This window comes from Arthrobacter sp. fls2-241-R2A-172 (assembly GCF_030208885.1).
In the GTDB taxonomy this organism is placed as follows: domain Bacteria; phylum Actinomycetota; class Actinomycetes; order Actinomycetales; family Micrococcaceae; genus Arthrobacter.
Genome location: NZ_JARVTB010000012.1, coordinates 138,167 through 162,754 on the forward strand (window position 1 = coordinate 138,167; position 24,588 = coordinate 162,754).

The 24,588-nt window shown below is 64.2% G+C and carries 25 protein-coding genes and 1 pseudogene; 20 read left to right on the top strand and 6 right to left on the bottom strand.

What is annotated here, in order from left to right:
- Nucleotides 1–5 precede the first annotated feature (5 nt).
- Nucleotides 6–293, top strand: a complete 288-nt coding sequence (locus QRM57_RS16900; RefSeq protein WP_211710084.1) for a MoaD/ThiS family protein — start codon at nt 6–8, stop codon at nt 291–293.
- A gap of 23 nt (nt 294–316) precedes the next feature.
- On the opposite strand, the gene QRM57_RS16905 is transcribed toward QRM57_RS16900, so the two are convergent.
- The 3 genes from QRM57_RS16905 to QRM57_RS16915 form a co-directional block, all read right to left on the bottom strand.
- Nucleotides 317–553, bottom strand: a complete 237-nt coding sequence (locus tag QRM57_RS16905) for a hypothetical protein (RefSeq protein ID WP_235518305.1) — start codon at nt 551–553, stop codon at nt 317–319.
- Nucleotides 554–780: 227 nt separating this feature from the next.
- Nucleotides 781–2,277, bottom strand: a complete 1,497-nt coding sequence (locus QRM57_RS16910) for a sensor histidine kinase (protein WP_284987407.1) — start codon at nt 2,275–2,277, stop codon at nt 781–783.
- Nucleotides 2,274–2,981, bottom strand: coding sequence for a response regulator transcription factor (locus QRM57_RS16915; protein WP_284987408.1), 708 nt, complete (start codon nt 2,979–2,981; stop codon nt 2,274–2,276). Before QRM57_RS16915 ends, QRM57_RS16910 begins: the two co-directional genes overlap by 4 nt.
- Nucleotides 2,982–3,147: 166 nt before the next feature.
- On the opposite strand from QRM57_RS16915, the gene QRM57_RS16920 reads away from it, so the two are divergent.
- The 4 genes and pseudogenes from QRM57_RS16920 (at nt 3,148) to QRM57_RS16935 (ending at nt 7,695) form a co-directional block, all read left to right on the top strand.
- Nucleotides 3,148–3,633 carry a hypothetical protein gene (locus tag QRM57_RS16920; protein ID WP_284987409.1) on the top strand — a complete coding sequence of 162 codons (486 nt, stop codon included), beginning with the start codon at nt 3,148–3,150 and terminating at the stop codon, nt 3,631–3,633.
- Nucleotides 3,634–3,858: 225 nt separating this feature from the next.
- The gene (locus tag QRM57_RS20990; protein ID WP_350309853.1) at nt 3,859–4,260 is read left to right on the top strand and encodes a DUF1214 domain-containing protein; all 402 of its coding nucleotides are present in this window, start codon (nt 3,859–3,861) and stop codon (nt 4,258–4,260) included.
- Nucleotides 4,261–4,357: 97 nt separating this feature from the next.
- Nucleotides 4,358–4,776 (top strand): annotated as a pseudogene (locus tag QRM57_RS16925) (DUF1254 domain-containing protein).
- 252 nt (nt 4,777–5,028) lie between these two features.
- A complete protein-coding gene (locus QRM57_RS16935; RefSeq protein WP_284987412.1) occupies nt 5,029–7,695 on the top strand; it encodes an FG-GAP repeat domain-containing protein in 2,667 nt (888 codons plus the stop codon).
- 145 nt (nt 7,696–7,840) lie between these two features.
- Here QRM57_RS16935 and QRM57_RS16940 read toward each other — a convergent pair whose 3' ends face one another.
- On the bottom strand, nt 7,841–9,163 hold the full coding sequence (locus QRM57_RS16940) for an MFS transporter (RefSeq protein ID WP_284987413.1): 1,323 nt from the start codon (nt 9,161–9,163) through the stop codon (nt 7,841–7,843).
- A 203-nt stretch (nt 9,164–9,366) separates the two neighbouring features.
- Here QRM57_RS16940 and QRM57_RS16945 point away from each other — a divergent pair, with 203 nt between their 5' ends.
- The 12 genes from QRM57_RS16945 (at nt 9,367) to QRM57_RS17000 (ending at nt 20,883) form a co-directional block, all read left to right on the top strand.
- Complete coding sequence (locus tag QRM57_RS16945) at nt 9,367–10,137, top strand: IclR family transcriptional regulator (RefSeq protein WP_284987415.1); 771 nt, start codon at nt 9,367–9,369, stop codon at nt 10,135–10,137.
- Between the two features lie 207 nt (nt 10,138–10,344).
- The gene (locus QRM57_RS16950; RefSeq protein ID WP_284987416.1) at nt 10,345–11,262 is read left to right on the top strand and encodes a shikimate dehydrogenase; all 918 of its coding nucleotides are present in this window, start codon (nt 10,345–10,347) and stop codon (nt 11,260–11,262) included.
- Nucleotides 11,262–13,133, top strand: coding sequence for a bifunctional sugar phosphate isomerase/epimerase/4-hydroxyphenylpyruvate dioxygenase family protein (locus QRM57_RS16955; RefSeq protein ID WP_284987417.1), 1,872 nt, complete (start codon nt 11,262–11,264; stop codon nt 13,131–13,133). Before QRM57_RS16950 ends, QRM57_RS16955 begins: the two co-directional genes overlap by 1 nt.
- A 42-nt stretch (nt 13,134–13,175) precedes the next feature.
- Entirely contained in the window at nt 13,176–14,045 is an 870-nt protein-coding gene (gene pcaH / locus QRM57_RS16960) for a protocatechuate 3,4-dioxygenase subunit beta (RefSeq protein WP_235518331.1), read from the top strand.
- A 4-nt stretch (nt 14,046–14,049) separates the two neighbouring features.
- Nucleotides 14,050–14,649, top strand: a complete 600-nt coding sequence (gene pcaG / locus QRM57_RS16965) for a protocatechuate 3,4-dioxygenase subunit alpha (RefSeq protein WP_284987418.1) — start codon at nt 14,050–14,052, stop codon at nt 14,647–14,649.
- Complete coding sequence (locus QRM57_RS16970) at nt 14,646–16,061, top strand: lyase family protein (protein ID WP_284987419.1); 1,416 nt, start codon at nt 14,646–14,648, stop codon at nt 16,059–16,061. The genes pcaG and QRM57_RS16970 overlap by 4 nt, the downstream gene beginning before the upstream one ends.
- Complete coding sequence (locus QRM57_RS16975; protein WP_284987421.1) at nt 16,054–16,857, top strand: alpha/beta fold hydrolase; 804 nt, start codon at nt 16,054–16,056, stop codon at nt 16,855–16,857. Before QRM57_RS16970 ends, QRM57_RS16975 begins: the two co-directional genes overlap by 8 nt.
- Nucleotides 16,854–17,300: a 4-carboxymuconolactone decarboxylase gene (gene pcaC, locus QRM57_RS16980; RefSeq protein WP_284987422.1), complete on the top strand. Its 447-nt coding sequence runs from the start codon at nt 16,854–16,856 to the stop codon at nt 17,298–17,300. Before QRM57_RS16975 ends, pcaC begins: the two co-directional genes overlap by 4 nt.
- 94 nt (nt 17,301–17,394) lie before the next feature.
- Nucleotides 17,395–18,615, top strand: coding sequence for a thiolase family protein (locus QRM57_RS16985; protein WP_257369787.1), 1,221 nt, complete (start codon nt 17,395–17,397; stop codon nt 18,613–18,615).
- 5 nt (nt 18,616–18,620) lie between these two features.
- Nucleotides 18,621–19,304, top strand: coding sequence for a 3-oxoacid CoA-transferase subunit A (locus QRM57_RS16990; protein ID WP_257369786.1), 684 nt, complete (start codon nt 18,621–18,623; stop codon nt 19,302–19,304).
- Nucleotides 19,305–19,306: 2 nt separating this feature from the next.
- Nucleotides 19,307–19,972 (top strand): 3-oxoacid CoA-transferase subunit B, encoded by a 666-nt coding sequence (locus QRM57_RS16995; RefSeq protein ID WP_235518359.1) that lies wholly within the window; start codon nt 19,307–19,309, stop codon nt 19,970–19,972.
- Nucleotides 19,973–20,079: 107 nt separating this feature from the next.
- Complete coding sequence (locus QRM57_RS17000; protein ID WP_284987423.1) at nt 20,080–20,883, top strand: IclR family transcriptional regulator domain-containing protein; 804 nt, start codon at nt 20,080–20,082, stop codon at nt 20,881–20,883.
- Nucleotides 20,884–20,885: 2 nt separating this feature from the next.
- On the opposite strand, the gene QRM57_RS17005 is transcribed toward QRM57_RS17000, so the two are convergent.
- Nucleotides 20,886–21,230: an iron chaperone gene (locus tag QRM57_RS17005; RefSeq protein WP_284987424.1), complete on the bottom strand. Its 345-nt coding sequence runs from the start codon at nt 21,228–21,230 to the stop codon at nt 20,886–20,888.
- Nucleotides 21,231–21,275: 45 nt separating this feature from the next.
- On the opposite strand from QRM57_RS17005, the gene QRM57_RS17010 reads away from it, so the two are divergent.
- Entirely contained in the window at nt 21,276–22,682 is a 1,407-nt protein-coding gene (locus QRM57_RS17010; RefSeq protein ID WP_284987425.1) for a DUF2252 domain-containing protein, read from the top strand.
- Nucleotides 22,683–22,715: 33 nt separating this feature from the next.
- On the opposite strand, the gene QRM57_RS17015 is transcribed toward QRM57_RS17010, so the two are convergent.
- Nucleotides 22,716–23,114 (bottom strand): RidA family protein, encoded by a 399-nt coding sequence (locus QRM57_RS17015; protein ID WP_144648759.1) that lies wholly within the window; start codon nt 23,112–23,114, stop codon nt 22,716–22,718.
- A 136-nt stretch (nt 23,115–23,250) separates the two neighbouring features.
- On the opposite strand from QRM57_RS17015, the gene QRM57_RS17020 reads away from it, so the two are divergent.
- Together QRM57_RS17020 and QRM57_RS17025 are read left to right on the top strand one after the other, a co-directional pair.
- Nucleotides 23,251–24,087 carry a fumarylacetoacetate hydrolase family protein gene (locus tag QRM57_RS17020; RefSeq protein ID WP_257369778.1) on the top strand — a complete coding sequence of 279 codons (837 nt, stop codon included), beginning with the start codon at nt 23,251–23,253 and terminating at the stop codon, nt 24,085–24,087.
- A gap of 18 nt (nt 24,088–24,105) precedes the next feature.
- Entirely contained in the window at nt 24,106–24,588 is a 483-nt protein-coding gene (locus tag QRM57_RS17025; RefSeq protein ID WP_284987427.1) for a cupin domain-containing protein, read from the top strand.

A 24,588-nucleotide genomic window follows, 5' to 3' on the forward strand; every position in this document is an offset into this window, starting at 1 on the left:
CGGCTGTGGCTGACTTTACGGTCCTGTTGCCTGGCGTCCTGCAGCCGCTCGTCGGCGGACAGTCCTATCTGACTGCGTCCGCCGACGGGGCTGTGACCGTGGGACAGTTGCTGGACTCAGTCACCGGAGAGTATCCGGTGCTGGCCAGGCGATTGCGTGATGAGACGGGGGCGCTTCGCCGTTTCGTGAATATTTACGTGAACGGGGATGAAGTCCGGCGTCTGAAGGGGCTTGATACGGAGGTTGCGGCTGGCCAGGAGGTCTTGATTATCCAGTCCGTGGCCGGCGGCTGAGGAGCGTTGGGGTCCAGCCCTGTTCAGGCGACGCGCCAAACGCTGCATTCATCGGTATTGATTGCTTTTCTCATGCCTGAAGCGTGATCCATGATCCAAACGACACCGATTCCCGGTGCTGTTTCCTGGACCCGTCCGCGGCGGATGACCACGTCATCGTAGGCGGGGCCGACCGACAGGCGGGCTTCGATCTCGTCTCCGCGGTGGAGCTGGCTGATCGCGCGTATACGTGTTGTGTGAGTTGGGACTTCCTTCAGCATGGTGTCCTCCTGGCTGGAGCTGGGCGCCTGCACTTGCCGGCTATTCCAGTCTGGCGCGGCAATGTTGCCACCGTATTTCCGCGTGGTTAGGGTCCGGTTAGCTTTCCGGGGTGGTTGCGTTTCGCGCGCTTCGAGCTCTGTGGTTTCTGGCGGGCAGCTCGTCGACCGCGAGGCGATCTGTGGGGGGCGGCAGCGTAAGGGCGGCGTTCAGGCGCGAGCCCCTGTGTTCAGGCACGTGCCCCGGTGCTGCCCTGGCCGGTTCCGGGTGCGAGGGGGATCCGGATGCAGAAACACGCCCCGCTCCCCGGGATCGTTGGTTCCACGTTAATGCGCAGTCCCATGCGTTCGGCGAGGCGGGCAGCGATCGAGAGGCCAAGTCCGCTACCGGTGGGGCGCTGCCCGCGGTAGCGGCTGGAGAGGATGCCGCGTTCGAAAGCAACGGCAGCGTCATCCGTTGTCAGGCCCGGCCCGCTGTCTTGTACCTCGATTGCAATTGTCCCCGGCCCCTTGAACGGAAGCGGCGTTGTCCCGGCCGGGCTGGTTGGCTCGATTCTTGCGCGGAGGCTGATGGGGCCGCCGGGCGGGCTGACGCGCAGCGCGTTGCCCAGGAGACCGTCGATGATTTGGCGAAGCCGTTCGGGGTCGGCGGTGGCCACGAGCGGTCCGGCGGCGTCCTTCTCGGGGAGCTCGACGGCTATTTCCACCCCGCTCTGGGCTGCCGCCGCCTGCCAGGTTCGCTGCACCTGGTGCAGGAGCGCGCCGATGTCGACAGGGTGGACGTCCATGGTGAAGTCGTCCGCCTCAAGCCTGGCCAGGGCGAGGAGGTCGCGGACGAATCGGTCCAGCCGGTCCGTCTCGGTGGTGAGCGTCCGTCCGATCCCTGAAATTTCCTCAGGTTTGATAAGTCCGTCTTCGAGGGCTTCGGCGTATCCGCGTAAAGCGGTCAGCGGAGTTCGGATCTCGTGGGAGATGGACAGCAGGAACTCACGCTGCCTGGCTTCACTGGCGAGGAGGGCCCGGTCCAGGGTGTTAATCGCTTCGCCGACGTCATGGACTTCAGTCACTCCGTCAGGGTCCAGGGGCACAGTCCGCTCACCGGCTGCTATCCGCCGTGCTGCAGCAGCGGTCTTGGCCAGCGGATTGGCGATCCGGCGGGCCAACAACGTTCCGGCGAGCACCGCGATCACCACCCCAGCGGCCAGTGCCAGGAGCGTTCGCTGGAGAAGCTGGGCTGATGCGGCGTTGATCTCATCCAGGGACCGTGACAAAACGATGCCCCCGCCTCGTGAAAGCGGACGTGCCTCGACGAGGAACTGGACACCGCCCTTGGAGACCATGCGGGATACCTTCTGCCCGGTCAGGACGGGCCGGATGTCTGTGGCATCCAGCAGCTCACTGGCTGGCCCGTTGATGGTCCCGACGCTGGTGATAGCCGATAACTCGTAGCTGTCCGGCCCCAGGAGGTGCCGCTCGCGCAAGTCCAACGCCTGGGACGCAACGGGTGCTGCGGCGAAAGCGTCGGCCTGTCGGGTCAGCTGTTGTTTGGCCTGGTCGACGGCCGCGGATCGGATCAACGGAAACGCGATGCTGGCCGTCACGAGCACCGCCAGCACGGCGACGGCGGTGGTGACGATGGTGATGCGACCTGCCAGTGACAGCAGCCACGGTGCTGCCCGGCCCGCGGGTGTCTGTACCTCCGTGGAGGTCTGGTTGCGGTTGCTCATGGGCGTTCGACGGCGGAGTATCCCACGCCGCGCAGAGTCCGGATCGGGTTCCGGTCACCGAGTTTGGAGCGCAGCTGGGCGATGTGTACGTCTACCGTGCGACCACCGGTGTAGCTTGCCTGGCCCCAGACGGAGGAGAGCAGTTGTTCACGACTGAACACCCGGCCAGGGCTGGCCATGAGGAAGGCCAGGACGTCGAATTCCTTGGCTGTCAGCTCCACTGCGGAACCGTCCACGCTGATAGTGCGATGTTCCGGGTCAAGGGTTACCGCACCTACGCGCAGGATCCTGGCGTACTGGGGGCCGGTGCTGCGTCGTAGGACTGTTTTGATGCGGGTGACCAATTCGCGGGGAGAAAAAGGCTTGGTGAGGTAGTCATCAGCGCCCAGCTCCAGCCCAAGGAGCATGTCCACTTCTTCATCCCGGGCGGTGACGAAAATGATAGGTGTCCAGTCGTTTCGGGCTCGCAGGCGGCGGCACACCTCAATACCGTCGATTCCGGGCAGCCCTACATCGAGAACGACGGCGACAGGACGCAGGTCCCGGACGCGGTCCAGGCCGGCTTCACCAGTGGTTTCTACATGCACACCGAAACCTGCCCGACTTAGATACAGTCGCTGCACATCGGCGATGGCCCGTTCGTCTTCGACGATCAGCACCAAGCCGCGGGAAGGCCCCTGATCCGAGGCCACTGGTTGTTCCATGCTTCCATTGAAACGCGCCGAAGGCCCGGTAAGGGGGTACCCCGGGCAGACTTTACCGTGCGCTTACATTCCCTGAACCCCGACCGGACATGGACCGACCAGAGTGGAGACGTCAGCAACGGACAGTGGCACCCACGGACTGTGCCCGGCACCCAAGGAGAAATACATGAACAGCATGCCAGCACCAAATGGCCGGTCAGGCCGGACGAAGATGATCCGCGGAGCCGCCGCAGCCGGAGCGGTCCTTCTGGGAGGACTTGCCATAGGAACGACCACCGCGGCGGCGGCCACGCCGTCCCCGGCTCCCACGGCCAGCGCACCGGCCACCGCAGGAGCCCAGGGCACAGCACCTGGCGCCCACAAATTTGGCCGAGCGCTGAGAACCGAGCTTCGGGTCGGTATCAAGGCCGAGACCGGGTTCGGGGACAAAGCGCACGAAGTGGCGTACATCCTGATCCACCACGACAAGGCATTCAGCAAACTGCCCGAAACGCTTCAGTCCGACCTGAAGACGCTCGAGGCCGCCCCGGCTGCCGAACGTGACAGCGACGCGCAAAAGATCAAGGACACAGCGCTGAACGGCGGCTACGGCGACAAGGTCCAAAAGATCGCCAAGGCCATACAAACAAAGCTGACAGCTCCTAAGTCGTGAGACCTTCTCCTCGCCCGGGCTGGCGCTGCGCGGAATTCGGACTAGATTTTCGTCCATGAATACGCAGGTCACCCTTTTCGTGATCGTGAAGGCCGGTGCGCTGTGATGCGGTGGCGATCGTGAGCGGAGACCGTTAACGGCTGGAGCGCAATTCGCGCGGCCGGCCGTCCCGGCAACGGACTACTGGTTCGTGCGGCTTCGCAGAAGGCACTGCCGGTAGTCAACGTGTTTGAAGAGGCGGCTTACTGGACAGCGAGCAGGGATCTCGCGGGGGAACGCCTCAGCGGCGAGCGTGTTTATCGTCTTCATTTCCCGGCGGGCCAGCTTCCCCCGAATGATGCCTTCTGGTCGCTTACTGCGACAGACACCGTGGGGTATCAGGTCAACACCACTACCGGGCGGGCAAGCGTAAACGGCCACTCTGGCCTGCTGGCGAACGCGGACGGCTCAATCGACATTCTGCTCCAATCAAATCCACCACCGTCAGCGGGGCTGAACTGGGTGGCGACACCTCGCGGTCTGTTTCGGCTCATGCTCCGCGTCTATTCACCCGGAGCCGCTATCGTTAGCGGTCGATACGAGCCTCCCCCGGTTTTGCGGGTGCCGTCCACGCCGGTGCCGTCATGAATCGCCTCATCCTGAAGTACGGCGCTGGCCGCGGATCACAGTCAGCGGGTTCAAACGAATAATTGTCCGGCGAGGGCTGGGCGGCGGACCGATCCCGGTGAACACGCTGTACGCCGTCCCTGAGAGAGCATCTGAGTCCGCCTTGGCAGGGAGCGTCAACGCTACCGGCACAGATGAACTCCTTTACTTTGGTGGCTGGTTGGATGTCAGTGCCGGACCACAAGTGCTGCACGTGCCCGAGATGAGGCAGCGCTATTACAGTGTCCAGTTCACGGACGCGGCCAGTGGCTCGAACTTTGCCTACGTGGGCAAACGCACTACCGGAACGGCCACCGGCGACTTCTTACTCTGCGCAGCCAAATGGCCCGGCGATACCCACCAGGCATGACCCGGATCGACCTGCCCCACAACTCGGCGCTGCTCATCGGCCGGGTCTTCGCAGCCAACGACGAGGACCGCAACACAGCCTACGAACTCGCGAAACAGATCCGGCTCACACCGGCAAATAGGCCTTGAGCCGCCATACCCCATCCCGCGGGCCCCACGCGGGTCCAAGGATTGTCCCGGATCTCCCCCACCGGAGACCCTCAAAGCCCCCCACCCGAAGCTACAAAGACTCGCCGACGTTACGCGCGCATGTGCGCAGGGTACTGTCGAGCCGCCTGTAACCTGACTGTGGTTCTTGAGACTCACAGGAACCACAGGCTCCGTTCCCCAGGAGATTCAATGGGAGTTTTGCGGCGATCCATCGCGTTGTCCACAGGTCTAATGGTTTTTGCCACTGGTCTGTTTTTCGTTCAGGCTCCGGCCACGGCCGTGCCGGTTCCGGGGCCGGACAATCCGAATGTCCGGTTCGTGGAGGGGACGCCACACTCGGACCATACTTTCGAAGGACCCGACGCTTCGCCGTCGGACACCGCGCCGGACAACACGGTGGCGGCCACCGGGCCCAGCGGCGACATCCGAGTGCGGTTGGTGACGGCAAAGCTTGCAGACAACGGCAACCCCGTTTCCATGGCCGGTGCCGAGAATGCCGTGGTGTCCACCAGTAATTACTGGAAGGCCATGACGAACAACAAGCTCTCCATGACCGTCAACAGCAGGGTGGAGGGCTTCCAGTCGAAGGCCCGCTCAGCGGACAGCTACGGCACCATCATTTCCACGATCACCAGCGAGCTTCAATGGTCGGCCAGTCCGTACACCGCCCTGGTCATCTTCATCCCCACGTCCACGCTGTCCGGCAACGCGTTGGGGGCCGGGTACAGCAGCGGAGCCTACAGTGGTCGGGTTCTCATGCCGCAGCTCAGCAACTTCTCGAACAACGTGATGAGCCACGAGTTCGGTCATGTCATCGGCCTGATGCACGCAGACGCACTGCAGTGCGGCAGCGGCGCATCCGACGTCGGCGTTAACAGCGACGGACGTTTTACGGACCCCTCCTGCTACATCCGCGAGTACGGCGACACCACCGACCTCATGGGCGCAGCGCAGTACGCCCAACCCGTAGTCAGTTCAACGTTTTGGGATTATGCGCGGCTGGGACGCGGCGACGAAATCCGTGACGTCGGAGTGGCCACAGGCGTCAAGAGCTACACGCTGAAGCCCTGGGGCGGCACCGACGCGCAGCGTGCCATCAAGTTCACCGACCCCATCAGCAAAGAGGTCTATTACCTGGAGTTGAGGGAACCAGCCGGCTACGACAGCTATTTGGGCGACGCCGGCAGGCCGCAGGGCAACATGGGCGTAAAGGTTGTCCAGCGGGGCGGTGCCACCATTGCCTCGTCGCTGATCCTGATGCCGTCAACGGTGCCCTTTACCGAGCCTTACTACGCCAAGAACCACGCATGGCAGGCGGGCAGCACGTTCACGACATACACCGGGACCCAGGTGACCATTAATGCGGTCAGTAAGACATCGGCGTCGGTGACCATCAACGCTGACGTCAACTTGAAAACGCGCATCAGCTTCTCTGCTGGCGATTTTGACGGCGACAAGCTGGCCGACGTCGTTTCCCGCGAAGCGGACGGGTCACTGGTCCTCTTCGCGGGCCTCCCCGGCAACCGCCTTGAGGATCCAGTGCGGATCGGCACCGGCTGGGACATTTTCAACTCGGTGTTCGGCACTTCCGATTTCAACGGTGACGGTTTCGCGGACATCATGGCGCGCGCCAGCGATGGCACGCTTTGGCTTTATCCGGGCAACGGAAAGGGTGGCTTCCTGCCGCGGGCGCAGATCGGTGTCGGCTGGCAGGGCTTCACGAAGTTGGTTGCTCCGGGCGATTTCAATGGTGACGGCTGGAGCGACGTCATCGCCGCCGACAGCGAAGGCCTGCTCTGGCTATATCCAGGCAACGGCTCGGGTGGTTTCCTTCCGCCCATTCGGATCGGTCAAGGGTGGGACGTCTTCACCAGCCTCGCCCCGGCCGGTACCTTCGGCGGCGGTTCGGCAGGGCTCCTCGCCCGCTCCGCTGATGGAACGCTCTTTTCCTACCCGGGGGATGGCAAGGGCGCTTTCCTGCCGCGTTCCGCCGTCGGGAGCGGTTGGAACCTGGCAGGCGACATCATGGGCGGGCAGGACTTTACGGGTGACAGGATCGCAGATGTCCTCGGCAATGGTTCCGCGATGACCCTCTATCCAGGCGACGGCTCCGGCTTCGCCGACCGCCTGACCATCGGCACCGGTTGGAACCAATTCAGCCAGGTGTGGGAGGCAGGCGACTTCGACGGCGATGGGGTTGCGGACATTCTTGCCCGCGCCACCAATGGTGTGTTGTGGCTGTATCCCGGGAACGGTTCGGGTGGCTTCCTGCCGCGCGTGCAGGTGGGATCCGGCTGGAACGTCTTCACTTCCGTGGTCAGTGCAGGAGATTTCGACGGCGATGCCCACCCTGATCTTGTTGCACGGGCGTCGGACGGTTCACTGTGGCTGTATCCGACCGACGGCAAAGCCCAGTTCCTGGCCCGGAGGCAGATCGGCGAGGGCTGGCAAGGGTTCACGCAGTTGCTGGCACCTGGGGACTTCACGGGTGATGGCCGCGCGGACATTGTGGGGCAGACTGCCGACGGCGTTTTGTGGGTGTACCCCGGGAACGGTGCCGGCGGATTCCTTGCCCGCAAGCAGATCGGCACGGGCTGGGACATGTTCAACCTGGTCTTGCAGGCCGGCGACTTCAACGGCGACGGCAAGGAAGACCTCCTTGGACGTGCCCCGGATGGTGGACTGTGGCTTTATCCGGGCAATGGCTCGGGCGGGTTCCTCGCGCGTTCGTACCTGGGATCCGGATGGAACATGTTCTCCAACATCGCGGCCTTGGGCAACGGATTCACAGGCACTGGGGACCCGTCCGTGGTGGGCGTAGCCAGCGACGGGACCTTGCTGCTCTACTCCGGTACCGGTGCGGGCCAGTTCAAGCCGGTCTCGCTGAACCCGCGGTAGTTCCCTGTGGGTGTCCCGGGGTTGCGCTCCTTCCCGGTTACCGTTCTCGCCGCCAGTGTTCGGACAGCAAAATGCCCGGAATGTCGAGGGACATTCCGGGCACTTCGTGGGCTGGTGGCCACTAAGTGGGCAGGAACGTTGCGAGCTACTTGCGCAGCCCGAGTTCCGCGGTGGGAACCTTGGCTGATTCGCGGGCCGTCATCGCGGAGACTGCTGCGATGGCACAAATCACTGCGGTGAAGATGGAGATCTGGACCCATCCGCCGGGCTTGGTCCCGCCAAGTGCAGTCACGATCGCCGGAGCGAATCCTGCCATGAGGAAGCCGAGCTGGGTGCCGATGGCCAGGCCCGAGAAGCGGACCTTCGTGCTGAACATTTCCCCGTAGAAGGAAGGCCATACGGCGTTCGCTGCTGCGTATCCGAAGGCGAAGTAGACCACGGAGACCAGGAACATGAGTGGAACATTGCCGCCTTCGAGGGTCAGCAGGAACACCGGGGTCATGATGGCGCTGGCGATGGCTCCGTAGATGAAGACGGGCTTCCGGCCGATCTTGTCCGCGAGCTTACCGAACAATGGTTGGGTTCCGAGGGCTACGACGTTGGCCGCAACAACCAACCACAGCGTGATGGTGCTGTTGACGTGCGCCACATCCTGGGCGTACTTGATGGCGAGGGTGCCGAACACGGTGCTGACGGCGGCGATGAAGGCGCAGCAAACGACCCGGAGGACATCGCGCCAGTGCAGGCGAAGGAGGTCGGCGACGGGAAGCTTGGAGATCTGGTTGTTCTTCTTGGCCTCCGCGAATGCCGGCGGCTCGTGAAGGGTGCGGCGGATGAAGAAGGCCACAATGACCACCACGGCGCTGAGCCAGAAGGGGATGCGCCAGCCGATGCCGTACTTGATCTCGTCCGGCAATGCCACCACGGGAATGAAGACGAGGGCCGCAAGGATCTGGCCGCCCTGCGTACCGGTCAGGGTCCACGACGTGAAGAACGCGCGGCGGTTGTCCGGAGCGTGCTCAAGGGTCATCGATGATGCGCCGGCCTGCTCACCTGCGGCCGAAAGACCCTGGGCAAGGCGGGCGAGGACCAGCAGCACGGGTGCCCACCAGCCGATGGTCTTGAAGTCCGGGAGGCAGCCGATGACGAACGTTGCCGCACCCATGAGCACCAGGGTGAACATGAGGACTTTTTGGCGGCCGATCCTGTCGCCGAAGTGGCCAAGGATGATGGCGCCGATGGGGCGGGCGACGTAGGCGAAGCCAAAGGTCGCGAAGGACATGATGGATGCGTTGGCATCAGCGTCCGGGAAGAAGACGTGCGGGAAAATCAGTGCTGCCGCCGAGCCGAAGATGAAGAAATCGTAGTATTCGACGGCGCTGCCCAGGAAGCTGGCGAGGGCTGCTTTGCGGGGTGTTCCGGTGATGGTTTCAGTGCCTGGCGTCGCTGACGGCATTGTTTGGCTCATTGGGTGTTCCTTCTGTGACGACGATGTCGCGGATCTAGCGTCTGTGGGAGACCAGAGCGAGGTGCGGCCAGATCATCCCTCAAAGTAACCACATGGTGAGAGCTACTTGTGCAATACAGCAATAGTGGCTGTGAGTGCGGTCACTTGTCAACAGATGTCCCCACCATCTAGAAATAGCTCTCACCATGTGAGAGCATCGAACCATGAGTGTGAAAGACGACACAAAGACCGACATGGTCGGCAAGGCCCTGAGCCTGTTGGTATTGCTTGGCGAAGAACCACGTGGGGCCAGTGCAGCGGACTTGGCGAGGAGTGCGGGCCTCCCGTTCAGCACTACCTACCGCCTGCTGGGATCCCTGACCCGCGACGGTTTCGTCGATTACGAACCCGACGGAAGGCGGTATCACCTGGGCCTGCGGGTATTCCAGCTGGGCCAGCGGGTATCGAACCACCACGGCTTCGCGGCCACAGCCTTGCCGGTCCTCCAGCGGGTCACCGAGCGCACCCATGAGGCCACCATCCTGTCCGTCCGGGATGGAAACCATCACCTGACGGTGAACAAGGTGGACGGACCCAAGACGTTCCGCGTCACCAGCGACCCCGGCCACCTGGGAGCGTTGCATACAACCTCAGTGGGCAAGGCGATTGTGGCTTTCGAGGAGGAAATCGAGCGCAAGCGACTCCTGGAGGAGCTTCCGTTGGAGGCGCTCACGGAGCACTCCATCACAGATCGTGACGCATTCCGCGCTGAGATCGAGCAGGTGCGCCGCCAGGGCTACGCAGTGATGGACGAGGAAAACGAAATCGGCATGCGCGCCGTCGCCGTTCCCGTCCTCAATTCCCAGGGCCACGCTTTCGCGTCCTTGGCCACGGCCGTGCCGGTCTTCCGGCTCACCATGGAGGAGCTCATCGCGCACGTCCCCACATTGCAAGAGGCCGCGGCCGAACTCGCGGCCCGCCTGCCGAGGCGCTGATCCCTCGTTGTGAGGCCAGCTTTGCGCGCTAAATCCCAGGAATACCACGCAGAGCGGGCCCCACAACGCGAACCGTAACTAGTGTTTGTTCGCGATAAGAACAAGCGTGCGGAATATGAACATCTGTAGTAACGTAAATAACACCCGGCACGCGGCGCCCAGAAAACGCCACTTGTCCGCGGTGCTGAAGTTAGAAGGAGCTTGAGGATGAGCAACCGAGCCGAATCCGTTCTGGTGGGCCTGATAGGCGAAGGCGTCATGCCCTCGCTCACTCCGCCCATGCATGAACGCGAAGCCGATGTGCAGGGCCTTCGCTTGCTGTACCGCCCCGTCGACCTGCTTGAACTCGCATTGCCGGCCACCGCCGTCGGGGATCTCCTGACCGCCGCCCAGCGCATGGGCTTCAACGGCTTGAACATCACGCACCCCTGCAAGCAGCTGGTGATGAAGCACCTCGACGAAATTTCCGACGACGCCGCGCGCCTGGGTGCCGTCAATACGGTCCTGGTTCAGGACGGCCGGTTCATCGGACACAACACGGACTTCTCCGGCTTTGGCTCGGCGCTCGCCGACGGACTTCCGGACGCGAAACTCAACCGCGTCGTCCAGTTGGGCGCTGGCGGCGCCGGGTCCGCCGTCGCCTACGCACTGCTTACGGCAGGCGTCAAGGAACTGGACCTGGTGGACATGGATGCGGACCGGGCGGCTGAGCGCGCCGCGGAACTCGGCGAGCTCTTTCCGGAAGCGAGCGTCACGCCGCGCACGCCGGACGAACTCCCACAGCTCATGCCCAGCGCTGACGGCTTGGTTCACTGCACGCCCATTGGCATGGCCGCCCACCCGGGCCTGCCGTTGGACATCGAACTCCTGGAGCCGCGGCACTGGGTTGCGGACATCGTGTATCGCCCCATCGAAACGCAGCTGGTCCGCGAGGCCCGGGCCAAGGGCTGCGCCGTCCTCGACGGCGGTCGCATGGCGGTCGGTCAGGCCGCAGACGCCTTCCAACTCATCACGGGACGCGTTGCGGACCGTGAGCGGATGCGGGCCCACTTCCTGGAGCTGATCGCCTTGGAAGACACCGCTGCCACCCTCAACGTGGGCACCCTGGCAAAGGCTTCCCGCTGATGCGCACCGGAATCGCCACCGTCTGCCTGTCCGGCACGCTGAAAGAGAAGATGCAGGCCTGCGCCATTGCGGGCTTTGACGGCATCGAGATCTTCGAGCAGGACCTGGTCACCTCATCCCTCAGCCCGGAGGAAGTCCGGAAGATGGCCGCCGATCTCGGCTTGGGCCTTGACCTCTACCAGCCGTTCCGGGATTTCGACGGCGTCACTCCGGACCTGCTGAAGGCCAACCTCAAGCGTGCAGAGGCAAAGTTCAACCTGATGGAACGCCTTGGCATGGACACCATCCTGGTGTGCTCCAACGTGGCCACGGCAACCATTGACGACGACCAGCTGCGGGCTGAACAGCTCGCCGAACTCGCGGCGCTGGCCGGGGACCACGGCGTGAAGGTTGCCTACGAAGCCTTGGCCTGGGGCAAGTACGTCAACGACTACGAGCACGCTTACCGCCTGGTTGAGATGGTGGACCACCCCAACCTCGGCACCTGCCTGGACTCGTTCCACATCCTTTCCCGCGACTGGGACACCGCGCCCATCGAGGACATCGATGCGGAAAAAATCTTCTTCGTCCAGGTGGCCGATGCCCCCAAGCTCTCCATGGATGTCCTCTCCTGGAGCCGGCACTACCGGGTTTTCCCCGGGGAGGGACAGTTCGAGCTCGCCAAGTTCATGGGCCACGTTGTCCGGGCAGGCTACACGGGCCCGGTTTCCCTTGAAGTGTTCAACGACGTGTTCCGCCAGTCCGACGTTGAGCGGACCGCAGTGGATGCCATGCGCTCGCTGATCTGGCTGGAGGAGCAGAGCGCCAAGTGGCTCGCGAGCACCCCAACAGCAGCGGCACCGGAAGGCAAAGCCGCCACCCGCCGTCGTTATCCCATGGAACTTGCCACGCTGCCCAAGGTGAACGAACCCGCCGGCTTCAACTTCGCCGAGGTCAAGGCTGACGACACCGCGCAGCTCGAGAAGCTCCTGGGCCAACTCGGATTCGAGTTCGAGGGCCGCCACCGCACCAAGGACGTCCAGCTCTGGACCATGGGCCAGGCGCGCGTGATCATCAACGAACAAGCACCGCACCATGCGGAACCGGCTATCGCCGCTTTGGGGTTCGACGTCGATTCGCCAGTGCTTGCCTCCGCTCGCGCCCAGCAACTCAAGGCCCCTGTGGTGGCCCGCAAGGTCCAGGCCGACGAAGAGGTGTTCCAGGGCATCTCAGCGCCGGACTCCACCGAGATCTTCCTCTGCCAAGGCAGCCCGGACGGGACCGCCGCATGGACGCACGAATTTGGTGAGGGGCTGGAGCACGCCGGCGCCGGCCAAACAGCGGTCATCGACCACGTGAACCTGGCCCAGCCGTGGCAGCACTTCGATGAGGCTGTCCTCTTCTACACCAGTGCGTTGGCCTTGGAACCGCAGCCCTTCGCCGAGGTTCCGAGCCCCAGCGGCCTGGTCCGCTCCCAAGTCATGCAGACTGGCAACAAAGCCGTGCGGCTGGTGCTGAACCTCGCGCCGGCGCAGCAGGCCGAAAAGGCACGCAAAACGTACCAGGAACACATCGCCTTCGCCGTGGACGACCTCGTGGCAACAGCCCGGTCCGCCCGCGATCGGGGGTTGGAGTTCCTGCAGATTCCGGCCAACTACTACGAGGACCTGGATGCCCGGTTCGATCTTGAACCCGGATTCCTGGCCACCCTCAAGGAACTGAACCTCCTGTATGACCGGGACGCCAGCGGCGAATTCCTCCACTTCTACACCGCCACAGTGGGCAGTGTGTTCTTCGAAATGGTGGAGCGGCGCGGCAACTACGACGGCTACGGTGCGCCCAACGCCCCGGTGCGCCACGCCGTCCAATACGACTCGCTCCACCGGGCATAGCCGCCCGGACTAAACCGAAACCACAAATGAAAGGAGCCGGCTGTGCCGCAAGACCACACCGCACAAGCTCTCGAAACCGAGGAACTCGTGCCGCCAGCTGAGCCACACGCCGCGCACGACACCAAGAAGGTGGAAACCCAGGCAGATCTCAGTGCTGAGATCCAGGCCATCGGCAACCGCTACGCCCAGGCCGTCAAGGACGGCAAGGGGCCCGAAACCATGCCCCGGCTGGACTACGCCCCGTACCGCAGCAGCATCCTGCGCCACCCCACCAAGAGCCTGCACCACGCGGACCCGGAGACCATCGAGCTCTACTCGCCGGCGTTCGGCCACCAAGATGTTCACGCGCTGGAATCGGACCTGACCATCCAGCACAACGGCGAGCCCCAGGGTGAGCGCATCATCGTTGCCGGCCGTGTCCTCGATGGCGACGGACGCCCGGTTGCCGGGCAACTCGTGGAAATCTGGCAGGCCAACGCCTCAGGCCGCTACATCCACAAGCGCGACCAGCACCCCGCCCCGCTGGACCCGAACTTCACCGGCGTCGGGCGTTGCATCACGGGGGCGGACGGTTCCTACAGCTTCACCACCATCAAGCCCGGCGCGTACCCGTGGAAGAACCACCTGAACGCCTGGCGCCCGGCCCACATCCACTTCTCCATGTTCGGATCGGAGTTCACCCAGCGCATCGTCACCCAGATGTACTTCCCGGGTGACCAGCTCTTTCCGTTGGACCCCATCTACCAGTCGATCGTGGACCAGGACGCCCGCGACCGCCTCGTCGCCCAGTACGACCATGAGCTGACCAGCCCCGAGTGGGCCCTCGGCTACAAGTGGGACATCATCCTGACCGGGTCCAAGCGGACCTGGACGGAAAACGAAGCATACGGCGACGCCGGGGACGAGGAGTAAGCGCATGAGCAAGCTGGCACCCACACCGGGCCAAACCGTAGGCCCGTTCTACGGCTACGCCCTTCCCTTTAATAAGGACAACGAACTCCTGGCACCTGGCAGCCCGGGCAGCATCCGGCTTCAAGGAACTGTCTATGACGGCGCCGGCAACACCATCCCGGACGCCATCCTGGAAATCTGGCAGCCCGACTCCGAGGGCAACATCGTCCAGCGCACCGGCTCCCTGGTCCGCGACGGCTACACGTTCACCGGCTGGGGCCGCGGGGCCGTGGGCAACTCCGGCGTGTACACGTTCACCACGGTCAACCCCGGGCCGCTTAAGGCTGGAGCTGCACCGTTCATCTCCGTGGCGGTCTTTGCCCGCGGCCTCATGAACCGGCTCTTCACCCGCGTGTACCTGCCGGAAAATGAGGAAGCGCTGGCCAACGATCCGCTGCTGAGCTCCCTCGATCCCGAACGCCGCAAGACCCTGATCGCGCGCCGCGACCCCGACGGCGGCCTCACCTGGGACATCCGCCTGCAGGGCGGCGACGAAACCGTGTTCCTGGACTTCCAGCAGGACGGCTCGCTGGATCTGGCTTCCGGGGATCAGGCAACCCCATGACCGACGGCGACTTCGGCCTCCTCAGCCCCGTTTCGGCGTCGTCCGCTGTCACGGCCTTGACGGGTGACCGTGCCGTGATCGCGGCAATCCTCGACGTCGAAGCGGCTTGGACGGCTGTCCTCGAGGACGCCGGGCTGGCCCCGCAAGGGTCCGCCGCTGTGGTGGCCGAAGCCGCCGACGCCAGTCACTTCGACCTCGCCCTCATCGCCCAACGCGCGCAGGGTGGTGGAAACCCGGTCATTCCATTACTCGGAGAACTCCGTGCCCGCGTCAAAGCCCTGGACATCACGGGTGGTGGCGCCGCCAAAGCCGTCCACACCTCGCTGACCAGCCAGGACGTCCTGGACACCGCCCTCATGGTGCTCGCCAGCCGCACCGTCTCTGCGTTGCTGGCTGATGTCAGAGCAACGACGACGGCGCTGGCCACCTTGGCAGAACAGCATGCGGACACGCTGTGCGTCGGGAGGAGCCTGACGCAGCATGCCCTCCCGTACACGTTCGGGCTCAAGGCAGCACAGTGGTTCCAAGGGGTTGCCGCAGCTTCACGGCGACTGGAATCGTTGGAGTTGCCGGTCCAGTTCGGCGGTGCCGGCGGAACACTTGCCTCCGGGGCAAAGCTGACAGCGGGTTCCGGCACAACGGCGTTCGCTCTCGCGGATGCGCTGGCTGCCCGGCTCGGTCTGGCACCTGCTCCGGCTCCTTGGCACACCAACCGCCTGCCTATCACGTCGTTGGGAGACGGGCTCGCCGCCCTGATCGACTCCTTCGGCAAGATCGCCGCGGACCTGTTGTTCCTCAGCCGCCCCGAAGTAGCCGAACTCGGCGAACCTTTGGCTGCCGGGCGCGGCGTTTCCTCGGCCATGCCGCAGAAGCAGAACCCTGTGCTGTCGGTGCTGGTACGCAGTGCGGCGTTGCAGGCCCCCGGCCTCGCGTCGCAGCTGCACCTCGCAGCGGCCACCTTCAACGACGAACGCCCGGACGGCGCCTGGCATAGTGAATGGCCGGCCTTGCGCCAGTTGTTGGCACTGGCTGCCGGTGCGGCCGGCCACGTCCGCGAACTCACGGAAGGCCTGCGCGTTTTCCCTGACGCCATGCGCCGGAACTTGGGGATTTCGGGTCCGCTGCTGCTCAGCGAAGGTGTGGCGGCCGCCGTCGCCCCTCTCCTGGGCGAGGACGGGAAGCAAAAGCTGCAGGCCGTCGTCGACGAAACCCTCACCGTACCTGCCGCAGAGCAGGCGGACACCTACCGCAAGCTGCTTCGTGAGGCCGTACCGTCGGACAAGCTCTCCGACGCTGAGCTGGAGGCGCTCCTGGACCCCGCGAGCTACCTCGGCGAGGCACGCGAGATCAGCCGCCGGATCCTCGCCGCCTACTCCCATGACACTTCCACGAAAGGAGCCACCCGTGGCTAAGCCGACAGTCAAGGCAGTGCTGCTGTCTCCGCAGCGGGAACTCGGAGCCAAGCCGCTCCTGGTGGTTGGCCCGTCGCTGGGCACGTCCACCGTGCTCTGGACGGAAACCGCAGCCCTTCTCGGCGATGAGTACGACGTCATCGGCTGGGACCTCCCCGGCCACGGCATCTCGCCGACCACCAGCGAAGGGTTTGATGTCGCGGAACTCGCGGACGCCGTCGTCGATCTTGTCGATTCGGTGGCCCCGGGCGCGAGGTTCCATTACGCTGGCGTCTCGCTGGGTGGGGCCACCGGGCTGCAGCTCGGCATCAAGCACGGCCACCGGCTCCGCAGCCTGTCCGTCCAGTGCTCCGGACCCAAGCTCGGCACGCCCGAGGGGTGGCTGGAACGCGCGGAAACTGTCCGCAAGCTGGGCACGCCGGTGATGATCCAGGGTTCTGCTGAGCGTTGGTTCGGCCCAGGATTCATGGACCGCCAGCCGGAGATCAGCAGCCGGCTCCTGCACGCCCTCCGCGATGCCGACCGCTTCAGCTACTCATTCTGTTGCGAAGCCCTGGCTGCTTTCGATGTCCGCGAGCAGCTCGGGAGCATCACGGTCCCCACGCAGGCGATCGCCGGCGTCGAGGATACTGTGGCGCCGCCGTCCATGGCGGAAGAGACCGTTGCCGGGATCCGGGCGGGTGGCGGTTTCGCCGTTGGGGAAGCGCTCGACGGCGTGGGGCACCTTGCGCCAGCGGAGGCACCGGCCGTGGTGGCCGGGCTGATGCGGACCTTCATGAAGGAGAACGGACTGTGAATTCTGTAAACCCCGAGGGCGTCGGCGCAGCGCGGAACGGTGCCGTCCAACCGGATGCCACCGCCCAGGACATTTACGACGCCGGCATGGTTGTCCGGCGCGAAGTGCTGGGCGATACGCACGTGGACCGGGCGAACGCCAACAAGGACTCCTTCACCGAGGACTACCAGGACATGATCACCAGGATCGCGTGGGGTGGCATCTGGACGCGGCCCGGCCTGAGCCGGCAGATGCGTTCCGCGGTCACCCTCACGGCCCTGGTGGCGCACGGTCACTGGGAGGAGCTCGCCATGCATGTCCGGGCGGCCCTCAACAACGGACTCAGCAGGGACGAGATCAAGGAAATCCTGCTGCAGACGGCGATTTATTGCAGTGTGCCGTCGGCCAATTCAGCGTTCAAGACGGCCCAAAAGGTGTTCGCCGAGATCGACGCCGCCAACTAGCCCGACAACCCAGCCACGGGACGAGCTCATGTCCCGCTGATGCCTCATAACGAGGCTGACCGTCCCCGAGTTGGGGAGATAGAGAGAGAAACCCATGAACCAGGCATTTGTGTACGACGCCGTGCGCACGCCCTTCGGCAAGTTCGGCTCCGGCCTTGCCGCTGTCCGTCCCGACGACCTGGCCGCCCATGTGGTCCGCGAGTCCGTGAAGCGGGCGCCGGGGCTGGATGTTGAGCGGATCGACGAGGTGGTGTTCGGCAACGCCAACGGTGCCGGCGAGGAAAACCGCAATGTGGCCCGCATGGCCACGCTGCTCGCTGGCCTGCCGGTCTCAATTCCCGGGACCACCGTCAACCGCCTGTGTGGTTCGTCGTTGGACGCGGCAATCATTGCGTCCCGGCAGATCAACGCAGGCGACGCCGAGCTGATGCTGGTGGGCGGCGCCGAATCCATGTCCCGCGCGCCGTGGGTGCTGCCCAAGACCTCCAAGCCCTACCCCGCCGGCGACATGACCCTGGCTTCGACCACGCTGGGATGGCGACTGGTGAACCCTGCCATGAACAAGGACTGGACCATCTCCCTGGGCGAGGCCACCGAACGGCTGCGCGAGAAGTACGGGATCACCCGGGAGCGCCAGGATGCTTTTGCGGCGGACTCGCACAACCTGGCTGATGCTGCATGGAACGAAGGGTTCTACGACAACCTTGTGTCTGCCGTTCCGGGCACGGATCTTGTACGCGACGAAGGCATCCGCGCAGGTTCCTCCGCGGAGAAGCTGGCCGGCTTGAAGACAGTATTCCGGCCTGAGTCTGACGGGCCCGACGGCGGCACGGTCACCGCCGGGAACGCCTCGCCTTTGTCGGACGGTGCGTCGGCGGCGTGGATCGGTTCCGAGGCTGCCTCCTCGATCCTCGGCCTGGAACCGTTGGCCCGCATCGCAGGCCGCGGTGCGCACGGCAACGATCCCCAGTTCTTCGGGTACGCCCCGGTGGAGGCAGCCAACAAGGCGCTCGCGAAGGCGGGCATCGGCTGGGACCAGGTTGGCGCCGTCGAACTTAACGAAGCGTTTGCCGCGCAGTCGCTGGCGTGCGTTGATGCGTGGGGGATCGACCCCTCAATCGTGAACCGGCATGGTGGTGCGATCGCCATGGGCCACCCGCTCGGTGCTTCCGGCACTCGCATCCTGGGCACGCTGGCCCGGTCCTTGCAGGCTTCCGGGCAGCGCTGGGGTGTGGCGGCGATCTGCATCGGTGTGGGTCAAGGCCTGGCCGTGGTGCTGGAAAACGTAACCTCTGGTGTTTCGGAAGGAGTCTAAGGGCCATGTTGAATTTCATTGACACTGTTGGCGAGGCCGTGGCCGGGATCAAGGACGGTTCCACGGTGATGATCGGCGGGTTCGGCAATGCCGGGCAGCCGTTCGAGCTGATCGATGCGCTCATGGATTGTGGCGCGAAGGACCTGACCGTGGTGAACAACAACGCCGGCCAGGGTGACCAAGGCCTGGCGCTGCTGATCAAGGAAGGGCGGGTCCGGAAAATGATTTGCTCGTTCCCGCGGCAGTCCGATTCCTGGCACTTCGACGCGAAATACCACGCCGGGGAGATTGAGCTGGAGCTTGTTCCGCAGGGCAACCTGGCCGAACGCATCCGTGCTGCCGGGGCCGGTATCGGCGGCTTCTTCACCCCCACCGGGTACGGCACCACGCTGGCAGAGGGCAAGGAAACCCGGTTCCTCGACGGGAAATGGCAGGTATTCGAGACGCCCATCCATGCTGACGTCGCACTGATCAAGGCACTCAAGGCAGACGGCAAGGGCAACCTCGTGTACCGCAAGACCGCCCGGAACTTCGGGCCCATCATGGCCGCCGCCGCAAAGCACACGATTGTTCAGGTTTCGGAGATCGTGCCCACGGGTTCCTTGGATCCGGAGAACGTAGTGACCCCGGGGATTTACGTGAATTCGGTTGTTCGCGTTGGTGCCGTTTCTGAAGGAAAGGTGGCCTGAGCATGGGCACGCAGACAAGCATCCAGACGTCCGAGAAGCCCTTGGGACGCGATGAACTCGCCCAGCTGGTTGCCCGTGACATCGCCCCGGGTTCCTTCGTGAACCTGGGCATCGGCCAGCCAACCCTGGTGTCGAACTACCTCACCGAGGAACAGAACATCACCCTCCACACGGAGAACGGGATGCTCGGAATGGGCCCGGCTGCTGAGGGGGACGAGATCGACGGTGACCTGATCAACGCCGGCAAGATCCCCGTCACCGAACTCCCCGGCGCCTCTTACTTCCACCACGCTGACTCGTTCGCGATCATGCGCGGCGGTCACCTGGACATCTGTGTCCTCGGCGCCTTCCAGGTCTCGGCCACGGGAGATCTCGCGAACTGGCACACCGGCGCCCCGGACGCGATCCCCGCCGTCGGAGGTGCCATGGACCTGGCCACCGGAGCCAAGGACGTCTTCGTGATGATGACCTTGCTGACGCGCGAAGGCGTGTCCAAGCTCGTGGAACAGTGCACCTACCCGCTGACCGGCGTCGGCTGCGTGACCCGCGTGTACACGGACAAAGCGGTGTTCCTCACTGGCCCCGAAGGCGTCACAGTCCGTGAAACATTTGGCTGCACGTTCGAGGAAATCCAGGAACTGGTTCCCCTGCCGCTGAAGGCTGCATAGTAGGCCCCGCAAGTCGCACCGCTCCCGTTGCGGGGCCCGCTCTGCAGGGTATTTCGCGCGTGAACCCCGCAGAGCAGGCCCCGCAACGCACCCTAGGATTGGTAACCATGACCGATTCCGCAGTAACCCCGCAGGCCAGCGACCAGTATGTCCAGTCATTGGCCCGCGGGCTCGCCGTGATCCGGGCCTTTGACGCGAACAACCCGGTGATGACGCTGAGCGAAGTCGCTGCCCGGACGGACCTGACCCGTGCAACGGCCCGCAGGTTCCTGCACACCCTGGTTGAACTGGGCTACGTCCGCACCGACGGCAAGACCTTCGCGCTCACGGCCAAGGTGCTGCAGCTGGGCTACTCGTACTTGTCGGCCCTGTCGCTGCCGCAACTCGTCCAGCCGCACCTTGAGGAACTGAGCCTGAAGCTGGGGGAGTCCACCTCGGCCGCGGTTCTGGACGGTCCGGATATCTTCTATGTGGCCCGCGTTGCTACGCGCCGGATCATGAACGTCGGGATCACGGTCGGCACCCGCTTCCCCGCCTACGCCACATCCATGGGTCGCGTCCTGCTCGCCGGATTGCCGCAAGCCAAGCTTGAGGCCTACCTTTCGACGGCGGAACTCACCCCTCTCACACCGCGGACCGTCGCCAGTGTGCCTGACTTGAGGGCCGCCGTCGAGCGTGTCCGTACGCAAGGCTGGTGCCTGCTCGATCAGGAGCTCGAACTCGGGCTGATGTCCATCGCGGCGCCCGTGTTCAATCACAACAACGGCGACAACGTCGCTGCCATCAACGTGTCATTGCAAGCCCAGGCGGTTGCAGCGCAGCCGGACCCGGAGAAGTACCTTGAATCCGTGCGGCAGGAAGTCGTGGCCGCGGCCAACGCCATCTCACAGGACGTCTCCGCGAAGCACTGAAGCTACTTCCGGATCGCCGCCAACCGCGTTTCCAGGATCCGCCGAATCATCGAGTCGGGCACAGGATTGTCCGCGGAAAACCGCAGTGTGCCGGGAGACCAGGAATATCCACCTAGCTCCTCCGACATTGTCGGCAGGATCTGCCCGCTGAACGGGTACAGAGCCAGGTGCTTCTTCGTCTCGAGCACGCTCACGAACCCCTTCCCATCGACCAGCAGCGCGGGCATGCCGTAGCTGACTCCTTCTTCGGCGTCGGGGGCCAACTCGCGGGCGATCCCAACGATCCGTTCCAGGATGGCGCGGTTGTCGGCGTTAACACTCTCCAGGTATTCAGTGACGGTTCCCATAGGGACATGGTTCACCCAAGAAGACCCGGATGCCACACTTATGCCATGAGCCCACTCGTCAGTGGTACGTGGAGTCCAGTCGACCAAGACCGCGCCAGGGGTAAAGCCGCCCGGGAGGCCTTGCCGCGGAGTGCCCAGGGAAAGTTCTCGACGCCGGACCGCAGCCCGGTATCGATTCTTGAGGAGCAGCACGCCTCCCGATTGCCGCACCTTGTTCCCGTGCGGGTTGGGCGAATGCTGCAGACGCCCTTCGCCTTCTTCAGGGGAGCCGCCGCCGTGATGGCCGGTGACCTGTCCACGGAGGCGACTTCCGGGCACCAAGTGGTGGCTTGCGGCGACGCCCATTTGGCCAACTTCGGTTTGTACGCGTCTCCCGAGCGCCGCTTGGTGTTCGACCTCAACGACTTCGACGAGGTCTTCCCGGCGCCATGGGAATGGGACGTCAAGAGGCTCACCGCGAGTATCTGGCTGAGCGGACGCAACAGCGGCCACTCTGAGGAACAATGCCAAACGGCTGCTGAAGCTTCGGCGAGGGGGTACCGGGTGGCAATGCGGAGGTTGTTCGAGGGTACGGCAGCAGAGAGGTACTACTTCCACGTCGATATGGACGTGCTCATGGCAACCATGTCGTCCGGGAGGCTTTCCAGGAAAAACATCCTGGAGAAGGACGTCGAGAAGGCCAAGAGGCGGACCTCCGAACAGGTTCTGGCCAAGATGACTACGGAGACGGTCCAGGGGGAGCGGAGGATCGTCGACCAGTGGCCGTTGGTCTACCACCCTGAAACTACGACGCTGGATCGGGTGAGCGCACTTTTTGACCAGTATCGGGATTCGTTGCGCGCCGATACTGCAGTGCTGGTAAGCCAATACCGGCTGGTGGACGTAGCGTTGCGGGTGGTCGGAGTGGGTAGCGTCGGAACCCGTTGCTGGGTGATCCTGATGCTGGGCCCATCGGAGGAGCCCTTGTTCCTGCAAGCAAAAGAGGTGCAGCGCTCCGTGCTGGAGAGTCACGGAGGCTCCCGACCATCCTCAGATGTTGTCCGGTTGCTGACCAGCTTCGGCCAAGGCTACCGAACCGTGGCCGGCCAGAGGATCATGCAGGCACAATCCGATCCGTTCCTCGGATGGGTGGGCGACGCGGTGGAGGCCGATGGTCAGCCTCGGGACTACTTCGTCCGTCAATTCCGCGACATGAAGGGGTCCTTCGCCGTGGATCAGTTGGGCCCGGGGGCACTGGCCGACTATGCCCAGCTGTGCGGGGGTGTGCTCGCCCGCGCCCACTCCCAGACTCCCGGCACCGCATTCATCGCGGGCTACCTCGGCCGCTCAGAGCTGTTCGAAAAAGCAATGGGGGGATGGGCGAGACACTACGCTGACCAGACCGAGAAGGACCATGCGGAGTTGGCACGCGCAGTCCGCGCGGGCCGCCTCGGTGCCGAAAACGGCATCTGAACCCGCACGTCCCACAGACTTGGCCTACCGGGCTTAGCGTTCCGGAATCACCGCGATGCCCTGGATTTCGATCAAGGCCTCTTTCTGCCACAGCCGCGTGACGCCGATACCGGCCATGGCCGGGTACTGCGAGCCCGCCATCTCACGCCAGATGCGTCCGATTTCGCGGCCGTTGGCCATGTAGTCGTCCACGTCCGTGAGGTAGATGGTCACGTTGACCAGGTCCTCAGGCTGACCGCCGGCCTCGCGCAGGGTAGTCAGCACGTTGGTGAATGCCTGCGTGAACTGTTCCACGATGCCGCCGGGAACGATGTTCATGTTCTTGTCCAGCGCGGTTTGTCCGCCCAGGAACACGGTGTTGCCGGCCAGAATGCCGTGCGCAAAGCCCGATGGCTTGGGCAGGGACTCCGGGTTGATCGTCTGGTGGCTCATGCTGTTCCTCCTCGTAATGGCAACTGCAAAAACTTTTGGAAAGCCTCTGTGCAGATCATTTCTGCCGTGCTACGTTGAGCATATGTGACGATCGTAAAAAAGTCGACACATCGAAAAATCTCGAAGGGAACCAGCAATGAAACTTGCCACCTTGCGCACGGCAAACGGAGGTACGACGGCGGCACTCGCCACGGGCGCCGACTCTTACCTGGCGCTTCCGGCCGGCGATGTGGGCGCACTCCTGGGCCAGGCCAACTGGCGGGCCGTGGTGGAAGCTGCGGACGGAGCGGCCATCAGCAACCCGGATTTCGCACCGCTGTTGCCAAACGCCGGCAAAGTGATCTGCTGCGGCCTGAACTACGGTGACCACATCCAGGAGATGGGCCGTGAACTCCCCCAGTACCCCACCCTGTTCGCCAAGTACGCGGACACCCTGGTGGGCGCCAACGACGCTGTAGAAGTCCAGGGCAGCGGCCGCGTCGACTGGGAAGCCGAGCTCGCCGTCGTCGTTGGTTCTGAGCTGTTCCACGCCGATGAGGACCAAGCCCGGCAGGGCATCGCAGGATATACGGTGGCGAACGACGTCTCCATGCGCGACTGGCAGAACCGGACGCTGCAGTGGTTCCAAGGCAAGGCGTGGGACCGTACGACTCCCGTTGGCCCGGTCATGGTCACAGCGGACGAAGCCGGAGAGCATTTCCAGGTCCGCGGCTACGTCAACGGGGAACTGGTGCAGGACGGCAACACCAGCACGCTGGTCTTTGGCCCCGCACAGCTGCTCTCCTACATTTCACAGTTCACCATCCTGCGTCCCGGTGACCTGGTGCTCACGGGAACGCCCGGGGGAGTGGGTATGGGGATGACTCCGCCGCGGTTCCTGGCGGACGGTGACACCCTGGTGACCGAAATCGATGGAATCGGCCGGTTGGAGAACCAGTTCCGGATCCACGCACACGCTGAAGCAACCGTCTAACAACAAAGGAGAAATCCCATGAGCCAGACCACCACCGAATACCGCCTCGAAGGCGACAACTCCATCTACGCCCAGCCCGACGGCAAGGTAGTACCGGTCGTTACCCGCGCCGGTGCCGAGGACACCAACACCGCACAGTCAGGCGACTGCATCCGGGTTTCCGGCGTCAGCATCCAGCACACCCCGGCAACCAAGATCTGGTTCGGCCAGGTATCCAACACCCCCGGGTACCGCTCCCTCCCGCACCACCACGGCGAGGCTGAGACCGGCGGCTACGTCCTCCGCGGCCACGGCCGCATCTATTTCGGCGAGAACTACTCCGAGTTCATCGACATGAAGGCCGGCGACTGGGTGTTCGTGCCGCCGTTCATGCCCCACGTCGAAGCCAACATGTCCGTCACCGAAGAACTCGTGTGGTTGACGGCTCGCACGCCGGAAAACCTCGTGGTCAACCTCGAGGACGTCCCGGACGAGACCCTCGCCGACTACCGCCGGGCATAA